The organism is Sulfitobacter albidus, from assembly GCF_018200035.1.
Lineage (GTDB): Bacteria > Pseudomonadota > Alphaproteobacteria > Rhodobacterales > Rhodobacteraceae > Sulfitobacter > Sulfitobacter albidus.
In genome coordinates this window covers 2,112,326-2,128,064 of record NZ_CP073581.1, presented here as the reverse complement: position 1 = coordinate 2,128,064, position 15,739 = coordinate 2,112,326, and the positions used below count along the sequence as shown (strand labels likewise).

Sequence of the window (15,739 nt, the reverse complement as noted above, 5' to 3'; positions counted from 1 at the left end):
GCCAGAGGGGCCGGGACGGATGGTCGCGCCCCGCTGGATTTTGGCCACGCTGCCGCTAATTGCGAACTACTTATCAATGAGGACAGAACAATGCGCGGACCCCTGTTTTGTCTTGCTTTGCTTTTGCCCTCTGCCGGAGAGGCCGAAACGATGCAAGACCTGAACCCCGAATGGGAATATGTCGCCGATACGGTGATGGGCGGTGTCTCAACCGGGAGGTTGAGCCATGAGGAGGTCGCCGGTCGCGAGGCGGCGCGGCTGACCGGCGAAGTCTCGTTGGACAACAACGGCGGCTTTGTGCAGATGGCGTTCGACGTGCCGCAGGGCGCCGATCCGTCGGCGCATTCGGGCGTGGTCCTGACGGTCTACGGCAACGGCGCGACCTACGATCTGCGCCTGCGCACCACCGATCTGACCCGCCCTTGGCAAAGCTATCGCGCGACGTTCGAGGCACCTGCGGAATGGACCGAGATCCGTCTGCCGTTCACCGCCTTCGAGGCGAACAAGACCGACGCACCCTTTGACGCAGGCGCGCTGCGCCGCATCGGCGTTTTGGCCTACGGCGCCGAGATGACCGCCGACATTGCCGTGTCAAAGATCGGGTTTCATGAATGAGCTCCCCCGCCGAAAGCCTTGCCCCCGCTGACGTCGATGCCATCGTTGCCATGGCACTGAGCGACCACGTGCCGTTTGACACGATCGCGGCCGAATACGGGCTTGCGGAGAAGGATGTGAAGGCGCTGATGCGTGCCACGCTCAAACCCGCCAGTTACCGGCGCTGGCGCGCGCGGGTGCGGCGGTTCTCCGACCGGCGGGAGCACTACAAATGAGCCGTTCGCGCGGTCTGCCTGTGCCCTCCAGCCGTCTTGCGCGGCTCGGACGGCTGAGTGGCATGACGGCCGGCGTGGCCGGGAACATGGCGCTGGGCGGGGCAGCCGCGCTGGGCCGTGGGGAGCGGCCTTCGTGGCGCGGTCTGCTGATGACCCCGTCGAATGTAACCCGCATCGCTGACCAATTGGCCAAGATGCGCGGCGCTGCGATGAAGATCGGGCAGATGGTATCGATGGACACCGGTGATGTGCTGCCGCCGGAGCTTGCGCAGATCATGGCGCGCCTGCGCGATGACGCGCATTTCATGCCTCCCGCGCAGCTCTCAAAGGTGTTGTCGCAGGCGTGGCCCGAGGGATGGCGGCGGTCATTCGCGCGCTTCGACGTGCGGCCCATCGCGGCAGCCTCAATCGGGCAGGTGCATCGCGCGCGGCTGACGGACGGGCGCGATCTGGCGATCAAGGTGCAATATCCCGGCGTCGCCAAATCCATCGACAGTGATGTGGCCAATGTCGGTGCGCTGATCCGCATGTCGGGCCTGTTGCCAAAGGGGTTTTCGCTGGCGCCCTATCTCGACGAGGCGGCGGCACAGCTGCACGAGGAAACCGACTATCTCCGCGAGGCGGCGCATCTGACGCGTTTTGGCACGCTGCTGGCGGATGCCGATGGGATCACGCTGCCGCGCGCCCACCCCGATTGGAGCACCGACACCGTGCTCGCCATGGATTTTGTGCCCAGCCGCCCCATCGAGGAAGCCGTGTCGGAAAGCGAAGAGGTACGGACGCAGCTGGTTGCACGCCTGCTGGATCTGACATTGAGAGAATTGTTTGAATTCAAATTGATGCAGACCGATCCTAACTTTGCCAACTACCGCTACAGGGTAGGTACGGCAGAGGTGGTCCTGTTGGATTTTGGCGCAACGCGTAGGGTTTCTGACAGGATTTCAACGGCCTACAGGAAGATGTTGAGATGTGGCCTTGCGGGGGATCTAGATGTGGTTGAGGAAATTGCCGTATCTATCGGATTTTTTGATAAAAAAACCGAGCCCCATCACCTGACACGGATTCGGCGGATGATGGCAATGATCTTTGACGCGCTGCGCGCGGAGTCCTTTGATTTTGCCGATCCTACCCTTTCCCGACAGATGCAGGCCGAGGGCGAGGCACTGGCGCGGGGCGGTTTCATCCCCCCAGTCGTACCCACCGAAGTTCTGTTCCTGCAGCGAAAACTGGCGGGGATGTTCCTGCTGGGCGCGCGCCTTGGCGTGCGCTTGCCGGTGGCGCAGATGATGGCGCGCTACCTTGATTAGGCTCGGTCCCCTGACCCCGCTGGTCACGCTCCTCATCGGTGTGTTTCGCACGCGCTGGACCGGGCGACGCTTTTGGCTGGCGGCCGCCTATGGGGTGCTGTGCCACACGCTGTTTGCGCTCGCGGTGGGCGCGATGATCGTGATGATGTTCTTTGGGCTGAGCGAGAGTTTTGGCCGGGTGCCCCAGCCCTGGGCATGGCTCGCCAATCTGGCGCTGGTGCTGCAATTCCCGCTGGCGCATTCATTCCTGCTGAACGGACGGGGGCGACGGTATCTCGCCTGGTTTGCGCCGGAGGCGCACGCAAAGACGCTGGGCACGACCGTCTTTGCGATCATCGCCTCGGTGCAACTGGCGCTGCTGTTCCTGCTGTGGACCCCTAGCGGCATCATCTGGTGGCAGGCGGAGGGGGCCGTATTCTGGATCGTCTGCGCGGCCTACGGTGCCAGTTGGCTGCTGCTGAGCTGGGCGAGTGTGGATGCGGGCGCAGAGGTACAATCGGGCGCGCTGGGCTGGATGTCGCTGGCGCAGGGCAAGCGCCCCGTTTACCCGGGCATGCCCACGGCGGGGCTGTTCCGGGTGATCCGCCAGCCGATCTACGTCTCTTTTGCGCTCACGCTGTGGACGGTGCCGATCTGGACGCCGGATCAGCTGCTTTTGGCGGTGGTGCTGACCGCTTACTGCCTGATCGCGCCGCGCCTCAAGGAACGCCGGTTTGCCAAGCGCTACGGTCGTGAATTTGCGGACTACCGGGCGCGAACGCCCTACATCCTGCCCGGCAAATAAACCCGCCAAAGTTGAATAACCCTTTCGCAAGACCGTTATGCGGTGTTAGAATCGCGGTTATCCTATGCGTCCCAAACGTCAGTCGAGGGGGGCGGGTGCTTGACAGGTCAACCGAACGGGTCCTAAGTGAATCCATGAATAAACCGATCGAAAAACCGGCTGTTTCAGAGCATTTGACGTCGTTTCTGACGTTCCGTATCGCGCGGACGCAGAACAAGCTGAACGCCCAGATCACGCATTATCTCAAGACGCAGTCCGACATCAGCCTGGTGGATTGGCGCGTGCTGCGATTGCTGGACGCGATGGGCGACACGACGATGTCGCAACTGGCGCGCCTGTTGCAGATGGACAAGGGGCAGCTAAGCCGCAAGATCCGCGGATTGGTCGAGCGGGGTCTCATCACCTCGCGCGTCGACAAGATCGACAGTCGCCAGCAGATCCTGCGGATCGACGCGGCCGGAAAGGCGATGGTCGCAGCCACCTTGCCAGTCGTGCAGCACCGTCAGCGGCGGCTGGTCGAGGGGATCTCGGAAGCGGATCTTGAGCTGTTTCTCGATGTGCTGGGGCGCATCGACACCGCCTCCGAGGATCGCGAGCCCCTCTAGGTTTTCTTGGTGTCGTCGATAACGTTCATGCCCGCCAGCCCCGAATTGCCCAGATCGACACCTGCGAACGGGCCGCCGTGGCACATGTGATTGGGGTCGTGCGGGTCCATGCGCGGCTCATTGGCGAGCACCTCTTCGGCAAAGACTTCGGCGTTGTCCTTGGGGCGGTAGCCCAGGAAATGCGCGTTGGCGTTATCGACCGGCGCGCGGTCGTTGTCGCTGACGCCGTAGATGATGGCAAAGCCCGTGACCGGCGTGTCGATGCAGCGCGTCACCAGCTGGATCAGATCATCGTAGCTGAGCCAGGATCCCAGCGCGCGCGCGTTATTGACCTGCGCGCAGCTGAGGATGCGCATGTGCACGCTCTCCAGCCCGCGCTTTTCCCAATACATCCGGCCCAGATCCTCGGTGAAACACTTGGCGAGCCCGTAGAAGGTATCGGGACGATGCGGCACGTCGGTGCCGATGAATTCGTTCTTGGGATACATGCCGACTGCGTGGATCGAAGAGGCATAGACCACCCGCCGCACCCCGTGCCGGTGCGCGTTTTCCCACACGTTGTAAGAGCCGACGAAGTTCGGACCCAGGAGCTGCTCAAACGGGCCTTCGTCCACAAAGGCGCCCATGTGGATCACCATCTCGGCGCCCTCGATCACGGCCCCCATGGCGTCGAAATCCGCAAGGTCGGCCTGCATGTAGCTCTCACCGGGGTAGAGCGTGCCGGGTTGTTCGGCGATATCGGTCGACACCAGCGTGTCGCACAGTTGGCTCAGCGGTTCGCGCAGGTAGGATCCGAGGCGCCCGGCGGCACCGGTCAGCACGATCTTGGACAGTTTTTTCATGGGGGGCCTTTCGGGTCAGTCGGTCAAAGCGGGATGTCGTAGGTGATCCAATGGGTGCGCGTGGCCATCTGGTCATAAAGGCCACGTGCGCGGTAGTTATCATCGGCGGTGATCCAGCGCACGGTCTTCCAGCCGTTGTCGCGGGCGCGCCCCTCGACCGCCTCGATCAGCGCGCGGGCCGCCCCGGATCCGCGCGCGGCCGGATCGACAAACAGATCATCCAGAAAACAGTTGGTCACAGCACGCAAGGGCGAGCGGAAGGGGCGGAAGTGGGTCAGCCCGATCAGCGCGCCGTCGCGCTCGGCGACGTATCCGCAGACCTCGGCGGCAGGGTCGTGCAGCCAGTCCCAGACGGTTGCGCGCATCGCCTCGGTTTGCTCGACCCCGTAGAATGCGGCGTAGCCGGCGTAAAGGCGCGCCCAATCGGCGTGATCGTCGGGGTGCACGGGGCGAATGGTGAGGGGCATTGCGGTCTCCTGGAATGCCAGTAGCAACGCGTGGCGGGCGCGATGTCAACCGCGCGTCAGATCACCGCGCGTTCGATAAAATGTTTGCCGTGGCGCACGCGGTTCACGTCGAAAGGCGCCAGATCGATGCTGCGGTAGGATCCGTAGGCGATCAATTCGGCGATACCGCGCCCGATGGCGGGCGATTGCTGTAGCCCGTGGCCCGAAAATCCGTTGACGAAGACAAAATTCTCGCACCCCTCGGCGCGGCCCAGCAGGGCGTTCTGGTCAAAGGTGTTGTAGGCGTAATGCCCGACCCATTCGTTGATGACCTTCACGGCCTCGAATTGCGGGATTCGGGTGGCGAGCACGGGCCAGACCTTGTTCTCCCACAGCGAATGGTCAAAGCCGAAATCATCGGGGGCCACATCTGGGTCTTCGTCGGGCGGGCATCCGGCGAGGTAATAGCGCCCGTCGGTGCGCATGTGCACGCCCGACGGATCAATCGTCAGCGGCAGATCACGGTCCAGCGGCTGCGCCGCGTCAAAGATGAACGTATAGCGCTTGCGCGGCACCACGGGGATCTCGATCCCCGCCATACGGGCGAGCGTCGCGGCGCGCGGGCCCGCAGCATTCACCAAGGTGCCGCAGCCCACCTGCGTGCCGCAGGCAAGCGTGACCGACGCGATGCCGTCCCCGCCCCGGTTCAGGGCCACGACCTCACCGTGATGATAGGTGACGCCATTCGCCCGCGCGCCACGCTTGAACCAGTCAAACATGGTGCCGCCGTCGAAATATCCCTCGTCGATCAGGTTGTGATTGGCGCCCACGATATCGTCGAGCTGGTAGAACGGGTAGGCGGCGGCGATCTCGTCACGGCTCAGGTGCTTTGTGCCCGCGCCCAGCGATTCCTGAATGGCCTGCGCCTGTTTCAGCGTCGTCGCGAATTCGGGCGTGTCGGCGAGGTACATGTAGCCATAGCTTTGCAATGCGAGCTGCGGCACTTCCGGATCGCCCCCCATGAAGTCGCGGAAATTCTTGATGAACTGCGCGCCGAACTGACTGACGCGGATGTTCGTTTCATTCGAGAACTGCTGCCGGATGCAGCTGTTGGTGTGCGAGGTCGAGGCGTTTGCGTAGGTCGGATCCCGCTCGATCACCAACACCGAGCCGTCAAATCCCGCCATCTGCGTCAGCCACCACGCAACGGATGAGCCATAGATTGCGCCGCCGACGATCACCACGTCGTAGGATTTCTTCAGATCCGTCACAGGCCCCTCCGTTTTGCGGCACCCTAGACCCGCGGCTGGGGCACAGACTAGTCCGGAAACGGCGTCCCAAGCGCGAATTTGATCATTTCCAGCCGGTCCTGCCCGTAGAACATGTCGCCGCGCACGAAATAGGTGGGCGAGCCGGGCACGCAGCGTGCGCAGGCCTCGGCCGTATTGGCGGCGAATTGCGCCTGCACGGGGGCGGATTGTCCGGTGGCAAACAAAGCCCCACCATCCTGTCCCGCCTCATCGGCGATGGCGATCAGCGTCGCACGGTCTGCGATATCCGCATCATCCACCCAATGCGCGCGCAGAATTGCCGCGCTCAATGGCGTGGGATCGGGGCTGGCGAGGATCATGCCGCTGGCGGGTGCCAGCGCGTTGTCGTGATGCGTGGGACGGTGCCGCAGGATCGGCTGATCGCGCCAATGGGCCCATCGCACCAGTTCGCGACCGAAGAAATAATCGATATGTCCCTGCGTGCGTTTGGCAAGGGGTGGCCCACCTGCCGCCGCAACCACGGGGAGAAAGTCAAACGGGCGATGCACGATCTCCCATCCCGCCTCATCCGCGATCTGTGACAGCCGCCGCGCCCCCAGATAGGCGTAGGCGGAATGGGCGGAGTAGAAATATTCAATTTGCGGTCTGACCATCCGAGGCTCCTTTAACGCTGTGCCAGAGGGATCATTCTCCCTCTGGCGGCCAGCGTCTAGCCAAAGGTTGAATTGACATCGCCCTCGCGCGCGTCATTCTTCCCCGGGGGCAATGTGGCGCGTGGGGCGCTCACATCCTGAACGGGAGCGATCATGGACAGACAGCAGATCGAAGAATTGATCGGGCGGACCGCGTTGAACGACCGTGCAGCGTTCGATGCGCTCTATGATGCGACCTCGGCGAAACTCTTTGGCACATGCCTGCGTGTGTTGAACAACCGCGCCGCCGCAGAGGATGCCATGCAGGACAGTTTCGTGAAAATCTGGCAGAACGCCGGGCGCTATCAGGCCAACGGGCTCAGCCCGATGACGTGGCTGATCACCATCGCCCGGAATACCGCCATCGACCGGTTGCGCGCTACGCGGGGCGGACATCAGGATATCGACACGCCGGGCCTTGAGCTGGCCGCAAGTGGGCCCACGCCCGAACAATCCGCCGTTGCCGCCTCAGAGGCGCAGCGGCTGGTCGGCTGTCTCGATCAACTGGCCGAAGATCGCGGCGCCGCCGTGCGCGGCGCCTATATCGAAGGGGCGACCTACGCCGACCTCGCCGAGCGGTTCTCGGTCCCGCTCAATACCATGCGGACATGGCTGCGTCGCGGCCTGATGGCCCTGCGGGAGTGCATGAGCCAATGACAGAGACGCCCGACATCACGCCGGAGCTGCCCGAGGACGGCGACGACCTTCTTGCGGCCGAACTTGCGCTGCGCCTGCTGGAGGGCGAGGAAGAGCGTGACGCCGCCTACAGGCTGACCCGTGATCCGGCCTTTGCCGATCTGGTGGCCGACTGGCACGAACGGCTGATCCCATTGGCCGCTGAATTCAAGGAAAAGGCCCCGCCGCGCCGGGCCAAGAAACGCCTGACCAAACGTCTTTTTCAGCAGACCCGCGTGCCGCTGGGCCAGCGGGTCTGGGTTTGGAAATCGCTGGCCGCCGCGGCCTTTGTCGCTGCCGCCTATCTGGGCGTTCAGCAATTGGCCCCCGCGGGGCCGGAAGGGTCCGACACGGTCTTCGCCACGCAATTGACCGGCGAGGCGGTGCCGCTACAGGTTCTTGCCGTCCTCGATCCCGATCGCGGCGATGTCGCGCTGAGCCGCGTTGCGGGGCAGGAAGCCGTCGGCCGCGCGTTCGAGCTGTGGGCGATCGTCCCCGATCAGCCGCCTATTTCGCTGGGCGTGATGTCGCGGGAGGAGCGGTTCCGCGTGCCGCTGCCCGAAAATCTGCTGGCACGGGCGGGTGAAATCACGCTGGCCATCTCTGATGAGCCCGCGGGCGGATCGCCAACCGGCGCCCCCACTGGCGCCGTGCTTGCCGCTGCCCCTGTGACAGAACTCTAACGCTTCCGGCGCAGATCCCGAACCGCACCTCCTGTACGGCAGGCGATATTTTTGCGCGTGCAGCGAAACTCTGCGCGCGGGGTATCCGTGACTGGGATATTGGCGCGGGTCGGGCGCGGTTTGCGTACCAGTTCCATTGGTTTTATCACGATTTGCCCGCCCGCGCCGTCCGAGTATGTGGACATTGTTCGAAGGTTCGGGCGCGCCGTGTCGGCGCTTCCCCCGGAATTAACGAGTGTGGCGATTTTCCGCCCGTAAAGAGTGGCGAAAGGCCCGGTGCTTCTGGCCCGGGCCTTTCAGCTGACAGGAGGCTGTATGATCATGCTTTTCGACCGTCTGGGGCGTCTTTTGCTGGCGCTCTTGTTTCTGGCTGGTGCCGCGCAGAAAGGCATTGATCCCGCCCCCGCACAGGCGCTTTTGGCTGATTGGGGCCTGCCGGTCTGGCTGATCTGGCCTGCGCTGGTGTTCAATGCCGTGGGCGCGCTTTGCCTGATCTCGGGCGTGTGGCTGGGCCCCGTCGCCCTTGCCCTTGCGGGCTATTGCGCGGTGACCAGCCTGTTTCACTTCATTCCAAGCGATCCCTGGCAGATGAGCATCCTTGTCAAGAATCTGGCCATCGCGGGTGGGCTGCTGTGCCTGGCGGCGCGCGCGATGTCGCAGACGGACGCGCGCAATGGCGCGCCTTTTTCATAGACGCAGAGGGTTTGTTTTGCCTATCTGGGGCCATGAAGACACCGCTGATAGACAATCTGCAATACGCGCGATTCTCGCCCAAGATATTTGAACAGATGCGGGCAGGGGGCGTGGATGCTGTGCATGTGACCATCGCCTACCACGAAAGCTTTCGCGAGATGGTGCTGAACCTCGAGCAATGGAACCGCTGGTTCGAAGCGCACCCCGATCTGATCTTCAAGGGCACAAGCGCCGCCTGTGTCCGGCACGCGCAGGAGACCCGGCGCACGGCGATCTTCTTTGGCTTTCAAAACCCCAGCCCGATCGAGGATGACATCGGTCTGGTCGAGATCTGTCACCAGCTTGGCATCCGTTTCATGCAGTTGACCTATAACAACCAGTCTCTTTTGGCGACCGGCTGCTACGAGGCGGAGGATACGGGCCTGACGCGCATGGGCAAGCAGGTCGTCGCCGAGATGAACCGTGTGGGTATGGTGGTGGATATGTCGCACAGCGCCGACCGGTCGACCCTTGAGGCGATTGACCATTCGAGCCGCCCCATCGCCATCACCCACGCCAACCCCGCGTGGTGGCACAAGGCGCTGCGGAATAAATCCGACGACGTTCTACGCGCCTTGACCGAAGCGGGCGGGATGCTGGGCTTTTCGGTTTATCCACATCATCTTGCGGGCGGAAGTGACTGCACGCTCAGCAGTTTTTGCGAGATGGTGGAGGAGGCGGCGCGGCGCTACGGCGCGGCCCACCTCGGCATCGGTACGGATCTGTGTCAGGACCAACCCGACAGCATCGTCGAATGGATGCGGGTGGGCCGGTGGTCAAAAGTCATGGACTACGGCGAAGGCTCGGCGAGCGCGCCGGGTTTTCCACAGATGCCTGAATGGTTTGTGGATAATCGTGATTTTGAAAACATCCGCAACGGGTTGCTGCAGACTTCTCTGACGGAGGATGAAGTTTGCGGGATCATGGGGATGAACTGGCTTACCTTTTTCGAAAACAGCTTTGGAGCCGCGCCATGAAGGACGGTTTTGATCTGCCGCCAAGTGCACCGCTGCGGTCGCCGCAGACGGTCATGCGCCTGTCGCGCATGGGGTCGATGTTTCCCACGCGACTGTCGTTCCTGCGCAGCCTGATCCGCCGTCTGGTGGCGGAGAAAGCGACCGTCAGCTGCACGCGCTGGGACATCTGCGCCGACGGTTTCGGACAGGCGGTCCTGACGCTGCATCTGGGCGGGCGGCCCTATTCGCTGGTTGCCTGCAGCCGCGATCTGCCCCCGACCAGCGTACCGACCGTGTGATCGCAACCGCTTGGGACAGCGCCTATGTGCTCTACGACGGGATCCCCGACGCGGATGAGGTTGCGCGCATCGCCGCCAATGCCCCTCTGCAAGAGGCGGGTCGTTTCACCGAACGCGACCTGATCCTGAGCCGCGCCAACAAATCCGTGCGCCTTTTTGCCCATGTGGTGGACAGCCTGCGCGCCAGCCGTCAGCCCGACCCGGCGATGATCCGCGAGGTTGGCTATCTGATGCGCACCACCGCCGTCTATGGCAACGGCAAGTTCGGGATTGCGGACCGGGCGCTTTACGACGGCCGCCCAGAGCTCGAAGGGCCCTTTGCCGCCGAGATGCTCACAGTCTACCTGATCCGCCATTTCACCCATGCGCTGGTCGAACACGTCGGCGGGGGCACGCTGGACCGCGCGACCAAGCGGCATCTGGGCATCGGCAATTCGACCGGTCTGGGCATGGCGCCTTTTCTGGTCAACCACCCGGTTTTGCTGAACAACTGGATCCTCGCCCGCGAAACCGCGCTTGCCCGCGTGCGCGCCGTCGAGACGCTCAGCACCGCACAAGCCGCGCGGCTAGGCGCGCTTGCCGAACGCGCGGCGTGTCATCTGGACGAATGGCGCGTGCCCGACGCGCAGCACGCCGCGCGCATCGCCACGCTGCGGGCGGATTGGCAGCGCGCGATGCCCTTGCTGGCGCCCACCGCCTTGACCGGATCACGCCCGCTCGACACGGTGATGCGCGGGGTAGAGACCCACAGCGAGGACGTGCAGGAACTTATGGCCGCCCTGCTGATCGAACCTTTTGGCGATCTGGTCGATGGCCTGTGCGACTGCATGGCCGATCCGTTTGGGGCGCTGGTGGTGCCCTTTGCCGATACCGACGCGCTGCGCACCCAGATCGAGGCGGCGTTCGCATGGACGCTTGGCACCGATTACGCGCAGGCGCAGAGCTGCGGGCAGTTCTGGTACGTCTCCGAGGCCAAGATGGAGCCACGGCTGGGCCTGCGCTTTGACGAGCCGGGCGCGGAGCTCGAAAGCCCGCTCGATATCGCGCGACGGGTGGCGGCACTGCACGCTGATCTGCCGCAAACGGCGATGCCCGTCAGCGCCTTTCTCGAAGCGCACCCCGATCACGCGCTGGCGGTCACGCGGGTCGGGCTGTCGCAGCGCTATCCCTACGCAGAGATTCGCGACAACCTGATCGCGCAAAGCTGTCTGCCCATCGACATGCTGCGCTGCAAATTGTCATTTTTCGGCGCGTCAAAGTTCGATCCGAAATCCGACCGCTGGACGCGGATCACCCTGTGTCAGGGGGCGCCGCTCGCCGATGAGTTGCACGGGCAGGCCGACGACTGGTGGCTGCCCGTCAGCGGGCTATGAGCCGTTCTGCCAACGAGGTGATGACCCTCGCGGCAAAGGCCGCGCGCGGGTCCGGTGCGCCGCCCGCGCAAGCAGCGGATTTTGGGCAGGCGGCGGTGCTGCATCTTGCAGCGGGCCGGGCCGAGACGGACTTGCTTCAGGCCATGGGCCTGTTGCCCGGCGGTCCGATCATGGCATTCCCGCTGGAGCTGCAAAAGCTGTCCGAACGCGCCCGCGACGGCATCGCGCGCGGCGAGGTCGACGCGCTCGGTCTGCCCGATCTGCTGAAAAGCTATGCCGAAGCAATGGCCTGCGCCGCGACCTTTGCGCAAGGGACGCTCACCGTTGATCTGGGCACACCGCAACCGCGCCGCGCCGTCACGCGCATGACCCCTTCCGAAGCGCTGCTGGACGATTGGGCCGTTCTGGCAGCGCGGCTCTTGGTGCCGGAGACCGAAAGCTCGCGCGCCCGCGGCGCGGGGGCGGGGCTGACCGATAACGACTAGCCGAACGGACCCACCGGGTAGCCGACACCCATCAGATAGAGCCCGTGCGGCGGGCATACCGGACCGCAGGCCGCCCGGTCCCGCGCGGCAAGCGCCTGTGACACATCGTCGGGGCTCAGGCTGCCGCCGCCGACCCGCTCCAGCGTGCCCACGAAACTGCGTACCTGATTGTGCAGGAAAGACCGTGCGCGCACGTCGAAATGCACCTCGGTCCCCTGCGGGGTCTCGACCGCGCGCACGTCCAAACGGTCGAGCGTCTTGACCGGGCTTTGCGCCTGACAGACGGTCGAACGGAAGGTGGTGAAATCATGTTTGCCCACCAGACGGTCGGCGGCGGCCTGCATCGCGTCGACGTCCAACGGATGCTTGACCTGCCAGACCAGCCCCCGCGCGTGGGTGGCGGGGGCGCGGCGGGTGAGGATGCGAAAAAGATAGCGCCGTTCAAGCGCCGAGAACCGCGCGTGAAACTCCGGGTCCACCCGCGCGCAATCGACAATGGCGACAGGCGCGGGCTTGAGGTGGTAGTTCAACGCCTCCGACAGCCGGAACGGCGCCCAATCGCGCGCGAGGTCGCAATGGGCCACTTGCCCCGTCGCGTGCACGCCCGCATCCGTACGCCCGGCGGCGGCAATGGTGTGCACGCCCGGCTCGATCCGGGCGAGCGCGTCCTCGATGGCACCCTGTACCGATGGCTGATCGCGCTGGCGTTGCCAGCCTGCGAAAGGCGCGCCGTGGTATTCGATTTTCAGGGCATATCTGGGCATCCGCGCGGCATAGCGTGGCCCGCACTCCCTTTCAATCCCGCGGGTGTGGCCCTATGTTCGCGGCACGGGCAAGAACGGGGCGCCAGCGTGGTCATATCTTCAATCGCAGATGGCATCTGGCGGCAGGTCGAAGCCGTGCAGGACACCGTGTCCGAGACGTTTTTTGAGCCGGTGATCCGGTTGGGTGTCACCGGGCTGGCACGATCGGGCAAGACGGTTTTCATCACCTCGCTGGTCGCCAACATGCTTGACCGTGGCCGCATGCCCGGCCTCGTCGCCGCGCGCGAGGGCCGGATCGAGGCCGCTTTCCTGCAGCCGCAGCCCGACGACACGATCCCGCGCTTTGATTTCGAGGGGCATCTGGCCGACCTGACCGCCCGCGCACCGAAATGGCCAGACAGCACCCGCGCGGTGTCCGAGCTGCGGCTTAGCCTGCGGGTGCGGCCAAATGGCCTGCTGGCCGGATTGCAAGGGCCGCGCACGATCCACCTCGATATTGTTGACTACCCCGGCGAATGGCTGCTGGATCTGGGCCTGCTGGACGTGGATTATGACACTTGGTCGGCGCACACCCTCGACCGGATCGCGCCGCGCGATGCGGCGGCGGCCTATCTGGCGTTGGCCTCCGGCACCGACGCGCAGGCCAAGCTGGAAGAGCCGGTGGCGAGAGAGTTGGCCGACACCTATGCGGCCTATCTGCACGCGGCCCGCGCGGCCGGGTTTTCCGATTGCACGCCGGGGCGCTTCTTGTTGCCCGGCGATCTGGCCGGATCGCCCGTGCTGACCTTTGCACCGCTGCCTGCCGGAGAGGCGCCGCGCGGCAGCCTGCGCCGCGAGATGGCGCGCCGGTTCGAGGCCTACAAGCGCGAGGTGGTCAAACCGTTCTTTCGCGATCACTTTGCCCGCATCGACCGGCAGGTCGTTCTGGTCGATGCGCTGGGCGCGATCAACGCAGGCCCGCCCGCCGTGGACGATCTGCGCGCCGCCATGGGCGAGACGCTTGGCGCGTTCCGCCCGGGGCGCAACAGCTTTCTGTCGGGGCTTTTGGGGGGCAAGAGGGTTGAGCGCATCCTTTTTGCCGCGACCAAGGCGGATCATCTGCATCATTCTCAGCACGCCCGCCTGACCGCGATCATGCAGGCGCTCACCCGCGAGGCGCGCGACAAGGCGCGCTTTGCCGGGGCCAAGACCGACGCGCTGGCCATCGCCAGCCTGCGCGCCACCGTCGAAGACCGCATGACCCATCAGGGCACCGAATTGGACGTGGTGCGCGGCACCCTGCTGGACACGGGCAAGCAGGCGGCGTTCTATCCCGGTGCGCTGCCCGAAGATCCGTCCGAGATCCTGTCCCCCGCCCGCGCAGGAGAGACGGAATGGCTGGCCGAGGATTACGCGATCATGCGTTTTGCCCCCAGCCCGCTGAGCCTGCGCCCCGGTGACGGGCCGCCGCACATCCGTCTTGATCGCGCGGCGGAATTTCTCTTTGGGGATCGGCTATGACGCTGGTCGGATTGCGGGCCGCGCGTCCGCTCGACGCGGGCAGTGTCGGGGAGATCATGGCAGCCTGCAACGCCCGTCACGAGTGGCTGCCGCAGCTCTATTCGGGGGCCGAGATGATCGGTTTTGCGGGCGATATGATTGATGCGGGCTGGGTGCGGGTGGCGCAGTACGAGGGTGCCGTGCTCGGCTTTATCGCGCGCAACGCGGGTGAGGTGCACGGCCTCTACCTCAGACCGCAGGCGCAGGGGCGCGGCATCGCCCGCGCGCTCATGCACGAGGCGCAGCGTGACACCGGCGCGCTGGGTCTGTGGAGCTTTGTCGCGAACGAACGGGCGACGCGGTTCTACCGCAAGGCGGGGTTCGTCGAGGTAACACGCACGGACGGTGCGGCAAACGACGTTGGCCTGCCCGACATCCGGTATGAATGGCAAAGGGAGAGCGCCTGATGGCCCGTGGACCGGTTCTGTTCGATCTCGAAAACACGCCCGAGACGCCGTCGGTCGCTGACGCGCCCCCGGTGGTGGATCTGCCGCAAGAGGGCGCGCCGCAGGGGCAGGCGATGCAGATTGCGGCCCATCTGGGCGCGCGCAAATCCTCGCGGCTGACCCGCGTGTTCTGGGCGCTGGCGGGGGCGCTTGTTGCGGCGCTGGTGTCGCTCGCGGCATGGGGTTTTGTCACCGACCTGATGGCGCGCTATCCGCTTGTGGGGCTCGCGATGAGCGTGCTGATGGGGGCGTTCGTGCTGGTGCTTGCGCTTGTCTCCCTGCGCGAGTTGGCGGCGTTCGGGAGGCTCAGGCGGCTCGACGATCTGCACCACGCCGCCGAGGCCGCGCTGGCGGGTGCCGATCTTGAGGCCGCGCGCCGCGTGACCGACCGTCTGGTGGCGCTGTACAAGGGGCGCGAGGATACGCGCTGGGGCCGCGAACGGCTGGCGGAGTTGCGTGGCGATCAACTCGATGCCGCCGCACTCCTGGATGTGGCCGAGGAAACGCTGCTTGCCCCGCTCGACCGCGCGGCGGAGCGTGAGGTGGAGGCCGCCGCGCGGCAGGTGGCGGCTGTGACCGCGCTGGTGCCGCTGGCGCTGGCCGATGTGGCGGCGGCGCTGACGTCGAACCTGCGCATGATCCGTCGCATCGCCGAGATCTACGGCGGGCGCTCGGGCTTTCTGGGGTCTTTGCGGCTGACCCGTGCGGTCATGGCGCATCTTGTCGCCACCGGGGCCGTTGCCGTGGGCGACGATATGCTGGAGCCGATCCTTGGCGGCTCGATCCTTGGCAAGCTTAGCCGCCGGTTTGGCGAAGGGCTGGTCAATGGCGCGCTGACCGCGCGTGTGGGCGTGGCCGCGATGGAGGTCTGCCGGCCGCTGCCGTTCACCGCCGGGCGCCGTCCGGGCGTGCGCGCGCTGGTGGGCCGCGCGCTGGCGGGACTGGTGCCCGGAAAGCGCGGCGGCGCGGATTAAGGTTTCCCCTACTTCATGCGCCCGCCCGGTGGCGGT

18 protein-coding genes and 1 pseudogene are annotated in these 15,739 nt (G+C 65.1%); 14 read left to right on the top strand and 5 right to left on the bottom strand.

The genetic code is table 11. From position 1 onward, the window contains the following. Nucleotides 1-90: 90 nt before the first annotated feature. From KDD17_RS10240 to KDD17_RS10220, 5 genes are all read left to right on the top strand, one after another. Complete coding sequence (locus KDD17_RS10240; RefSeq protein ID WP_254796773.1) at nucleotides 91-615, top strand: CIA30 family protein; 525 nt, start codon at nucleotides 91-93, stop codon at nucleotides 613-615. Next, nucleotides 612-830: a DUF2805 domain-containing protein gene (locus tag KDD17_RS10235; RefSeq protein ID WP_212703571.1), complete on the top strand. Its 219-nt coding sequence runs from the start codon at nucleotides 612-614 to the stop codon at nucleotides 828-830. Before KDD17_RS10240 ends, KDD17_RS10235 begins: the two co-directional genes overlap by 4 nt. After that, nucleotides 827-2,137 carry an ABC1 kinase family protein gene (locus KDD17_RS10230; protein ID WP_212703570.1) on the top strand — a complete coding sequence of 437 codons (1,311 nt, stop codon included), beginning with the start codon at nucleotides 827-829 and terminating at the stop codon, nucleotides 2,135-2,137. Before KDD17_RS10235 ends, KDD17_RS10230 begins: the two co-directional genes overlap by 4 nt. Further along, nucleotides 2,130-2,921: a methyltransferase family protein gene (locus KDD17_RS10225; protein WP_431358119.1), complete on the top strand. Its 792-nt coding sequence runs from the start codon at nucleotides 2,130-2,132 to the stop codon at nucleotides 2,919-2,921. The genes KDD17_RS10230 and KDD17_RS10225 overlap by 8 nt, the downstream gene beginning before the upstream one ends. A 134-nt stretch (nucleotides 2,922-3,055) precedes the next feature. Continuing rightward, entirely contained in the window at nucleotides 3,056-3,526 is a 471-nt protein-coding gene (locus KDD17_RS10220; protein WP_212703569.1) for a MarR family winged helix-turn-helix transcriptional regulator, read from the top strand. Here the strand turns inward: KDD17_RS10220 and KDD17_RS10215 are convergent. The 4 genes from KDD17_RS10215 to KDD17_RS10200 are packed head-to-tail and all read right to left on the bottom strand — an operon-like array spanning nucleotide 3,523 to nucleotide 6,738. Beyond that, the gene (locus tag KDD17_RS10215) at nucleotides 3,523-4,359 is read right to left on the bottom strand and encodes an NAD-dependent epimerase/dehydratase family protein (RefSeq protein ID WP_212706208.1); all 837 of its coding nucleotides are present in this window, start codon (nucleotides 4,357-4,359) and stop codon (nucleotides 3,523-3,525) included. The two genes, KDD17_RS10220 and KDD17_RS10215, sit on opposite strands and share 4 nt — an antisense overlap. Before the next feature lie 32 nt (nucleotides 4,360-4,391). Beyond that, nucleotides 4,392-4,835 (bottom strand): GNAT family N-acetyltransferase, encoded by a 444-nt coding sequence (locus KDD17_RS10210; RefSeq protein ID WP_212703568.1) that lies wholly within the window; start codon nucleotides 4,833-4,835, stop codon nucleotides 4,392-4,394. 56 nt (nucleotides 4,836-4,891) lie between these two features. Then, nucleotides 4,892-6,085 (bottom strand): NAD(P)/FAD-dependent oxidoreductase, encoded by a 1,194-nt coding sequence (locus tag KDD17_RS10205; RefSeq protein ID WP_212703567.1) that lies wholly within the window; start codon nucleotides 6,083-6,085, stop codon nucleotides 4,892-4,894. 47 nt (nucleotides 6,086-6,132) lie between these two features. Then, nucleotides 6,133-6,738 carry a 2-hydroxychromene-2-carboxylate isomerase gene (locus KDD17_RS10200; RefSeq protein ID WP_212703566.1) on the bottom strand — a complete coding sequence of 202 codons (606 nt, stop codon included), beginning with the start codon at nucleotides 6,736-6,738 and terminating at the stop codon, nucleotides 6,133-6,135. A gap of 153 nt (nucleotides 6,739-6,891) precedes the next feature. On the opposite strand from KDD17_RS10200, the gene KDD17_RS10195 reads away from it, so the two are divergent. From KDD17_RS10195 to KDD17_RS10170, 6 genes and pseudogenes are all read left to right on the top strand, one after another. Then, nucleotides 6,892-7,434 (top strand): sigma-70 family RNA polymerase sigma factor, encoded by a 543-nt coding sequence (locus KDD17_RS10195; RefSeq protein ID WP_212703565.1) that lies wholly within the window; start codon nucleotides 6,892-6,894, stop codon nucleotides 7,432-7,434. Next, nucleotides 7,431-8,135, top strand: coding sequence for an anti-sigma factor (locus KDD17_RS10190; RefSeq protein ID WP_212703564.1), 705 nt, complete (start codon nucleotides 7,431-7,433; stop codon nucleotides 8,133-8,135). The genes KDD17_RS10195 and KDD17_RS10190 overlap by 4 nt, the downstream gene beginning before the upstream one ends. A gap of 315 nt (nucleotides 8,136-8,450) precedes the next feature. Continuing rightward, nucleotides 8,451-8,828, top strand: coding sequence for a DoxX family protein (locus tag KDD17_RS10185; RefSeq protein WP_212703563.1), 378 nt, complete (start codon nucleotides 8,451-8,453; stop codon nucleotides 8,826-8,828). Between the two features lie 32 nt (nucleotides 8,829-8,860). Continuing rightward, nucleotides 8,861-9,844, top strand: coding sequence for a membrane dipeptidase (locus KDD17_RS10180; RefSeq protein ID WP_212703562.1), 984 nt, complete (start codon nucleotides 8,861-8,863; stop codon nucleotides 9,842-9,844). Continuing rightward, nucleotides 9,841-11,495: pseudogene (locus KDD17_RS10175) on the top strand (hypothetical protein). The gene KDD17_RS10180 and the pseudogene KDD17_RS10175 overlap by 4 nt, the downstream one beginning before the upstream one ends. Continuing rightward, the gene (locus KDD17_RS10170) at nucleotides 11,492-11,980 is read left to right on the top strand and encodes a hypothetical protein (RefSeq protein WP_212703561.1); all 489 of its coding nucleotides are present in this window, start codon (nucleotides 11,492-11,494) and stop codon (nucleotides 11,978-11,980) included. Before KDD17_RS10175 ends, KDD17_RS10170 begins: the two are co-directional and overlap by 4 nt. Here the strand turns inward: KDD17_RS10170 and truA are convergent. Beyond that, entirely contained in the window at nucleotides 11,977-12,744 is a 768-nt protein-coding gene (truA, locus tag KDD17_RS10165) for a tRNA pseudouridine(38-40) synthase TruA (RefSeq protein ID WP_212703560.1), read from the bottom strand. The genes KDD17_RS10170 and truA overlap by 4 nt on opposite strands. An 87-nt stretch (nucleotides 12,745-12,831) precedes the next feature. Between truA and KDD17_RS10160 the strand changes: the two genes are divergently transcribed. The 3 genes from KDD17_RS10160 to KDD17_RS10150 are packed head-to-tail and all read left to right on the top strand — an operon-like array spanning nucleotide 12,832 to nucleotide 15,703. Further along, the gene (locus KDD17_RS10160; RefSeq protein WP_212703559.1) at nucleotides 12,832-14,244 is read left to right on the top strand and encodes a YcjX family GTP-binding protein; all 1,413 of its coding nucleotides are present in this window, start codon (nucleotides 12,832-12,834) and stop codon (nucleotides 14,242-14,244) included. Beyond that, nucleotides 14,241-14,690, top strand: coding sequence for a GNAT family N-acetyltransferase (locus KDD17_RS10155; protein ID WP_212703558.1), 450 nt, complete (start codon nucleotides 14,241-14,243; stop codon nucleotides 14,688-14,690). Before KDD17_RS10160 ends, KDD17_RS10155 begins: the two co-directional genes overlap by 4 nt. Further along, nucleotides 14,690-15,703, top strand: a complete 1,014-nt coding sequence (locus KDD17_RS10150; RefSeq protein WP_212703557.1) for a YcjF family protein — start codon at nucleotides 14,690-14,692, stop codon at nucleotides 15,701-15,703. Before KDD17_RS10155 ends, KDD17_RS10150 begins: the two co-directional genes overlap by 1 nt. The last annotated feature ends 36 nt before the right edge of the window (nucleotides 15,704-15,739 follow it).

What these genes read in the sequence shown, in the direction of transcription:
- KDD17_RS10155 (WP_212703558.1), top strand. Translation starts at nt 14,241, where the DNA reads ATGACGCTGGTCGGATTGCGGGCCGCGCGTCCGCTCGACGCGGGCAGT.
- KDD17_RS10170 (WP_212703561.1), top strand. Translation starts at nt 11,492, where the DNA reads ATGAGCCGTTCTGCCAACGAGGTGATGACCCTCGCGGCAAAGGCCGCG.
- KDD17_RS10210 (WP_212703568.1), bottom strand. Translation starts at nt 4,835, where the DNA reads ATGCCCCTCACCATTCGCCCCGTGCACCCCGACGATCACGCCGATTGG.
- KDD17_RS10230 (WP_212703570.1), top strand. Translation starts at nt 827, where the DNA reads ATGAGCCGTTCGCGCGGTCTGCCTGTGCCCTCCAGCCGTCTTGCGCGG.
- KDD17_RS10150 (WP_212703557.1), top strand. Translation starts at nt 14,690, where the DNA reads ATGGCCCGTGGACCGGTTCTGTTCGATCTCGAAAACACGCCCGAGACG.
- KDD17_RS10185 (WP_212703563.1), top strand. Translation starts at nt 8,451, where the DNA reads ATGATCATGCTTTTCGACCGTCTGGGGCGTCTTTTGCTGGCGCTCTTG.
- KDD17_RS10240 (WP_254796773.1), top strand. Translation starts at nt 91, where the DNA reads ATGCGCGGACCCCTGTTTTGTCTTGCTTTGCTTTTGCCCTCTGCCGGA.
- KDD17_RS10200 (WP_212703566.1), bottom strand. Translation starts at nt 6,738, where the DNA reads ATGGTCAGACCGCAAATTGAATATTTCTACTCCGCCCATTCCGCCTAC.
- KDD17_RS10180 (WP_212703562.1), top strand. Translation starts at nt 8,861, where the DNA reads ATGAAGACACCGCTGATAGACAATCTGCAATACGCGCGATTCTCGCCC.
- truA (WP_212703560.1), bottom strand. Translation starts at nt 12,744, where the DNA reads ATGCCCAGATATGCCCTGAAAATCGAATACCACGGCGCGCCTTTCGCA.
- KDD17_RS10220 (WP_212703569.1), top strand. Translation starts at nt 3,056, where the DNA reads ATGAATAAACCGATCGAAAAACCGGCTGTTTCAGAGCATTTGACGTCG.
- KDD17_RS10195 (WP_212703565.1), top strand. Translation starts at nt 6,892, where the DNA reads ATGGACAGACAGCAGATCGAAGAATTGATCGGGCGGACCGCGTTGAAC.
- KDD17_RS10235 (WP_212703571.1), top strand. Translation starts at nt 612, where the DNA reads ATGAGCTCCCCCGCCGAAAGCCTTGCCCCCGCTGACGTCGATGCCATC.
- KDD17_RS10190 (WP_212703564.1), top strand. Translation starts at nt 7,431, where the DNA reads ATGACAGAGACGCCCGACATCACGCCGGAGCTGCCCGAGGACGGCGAC.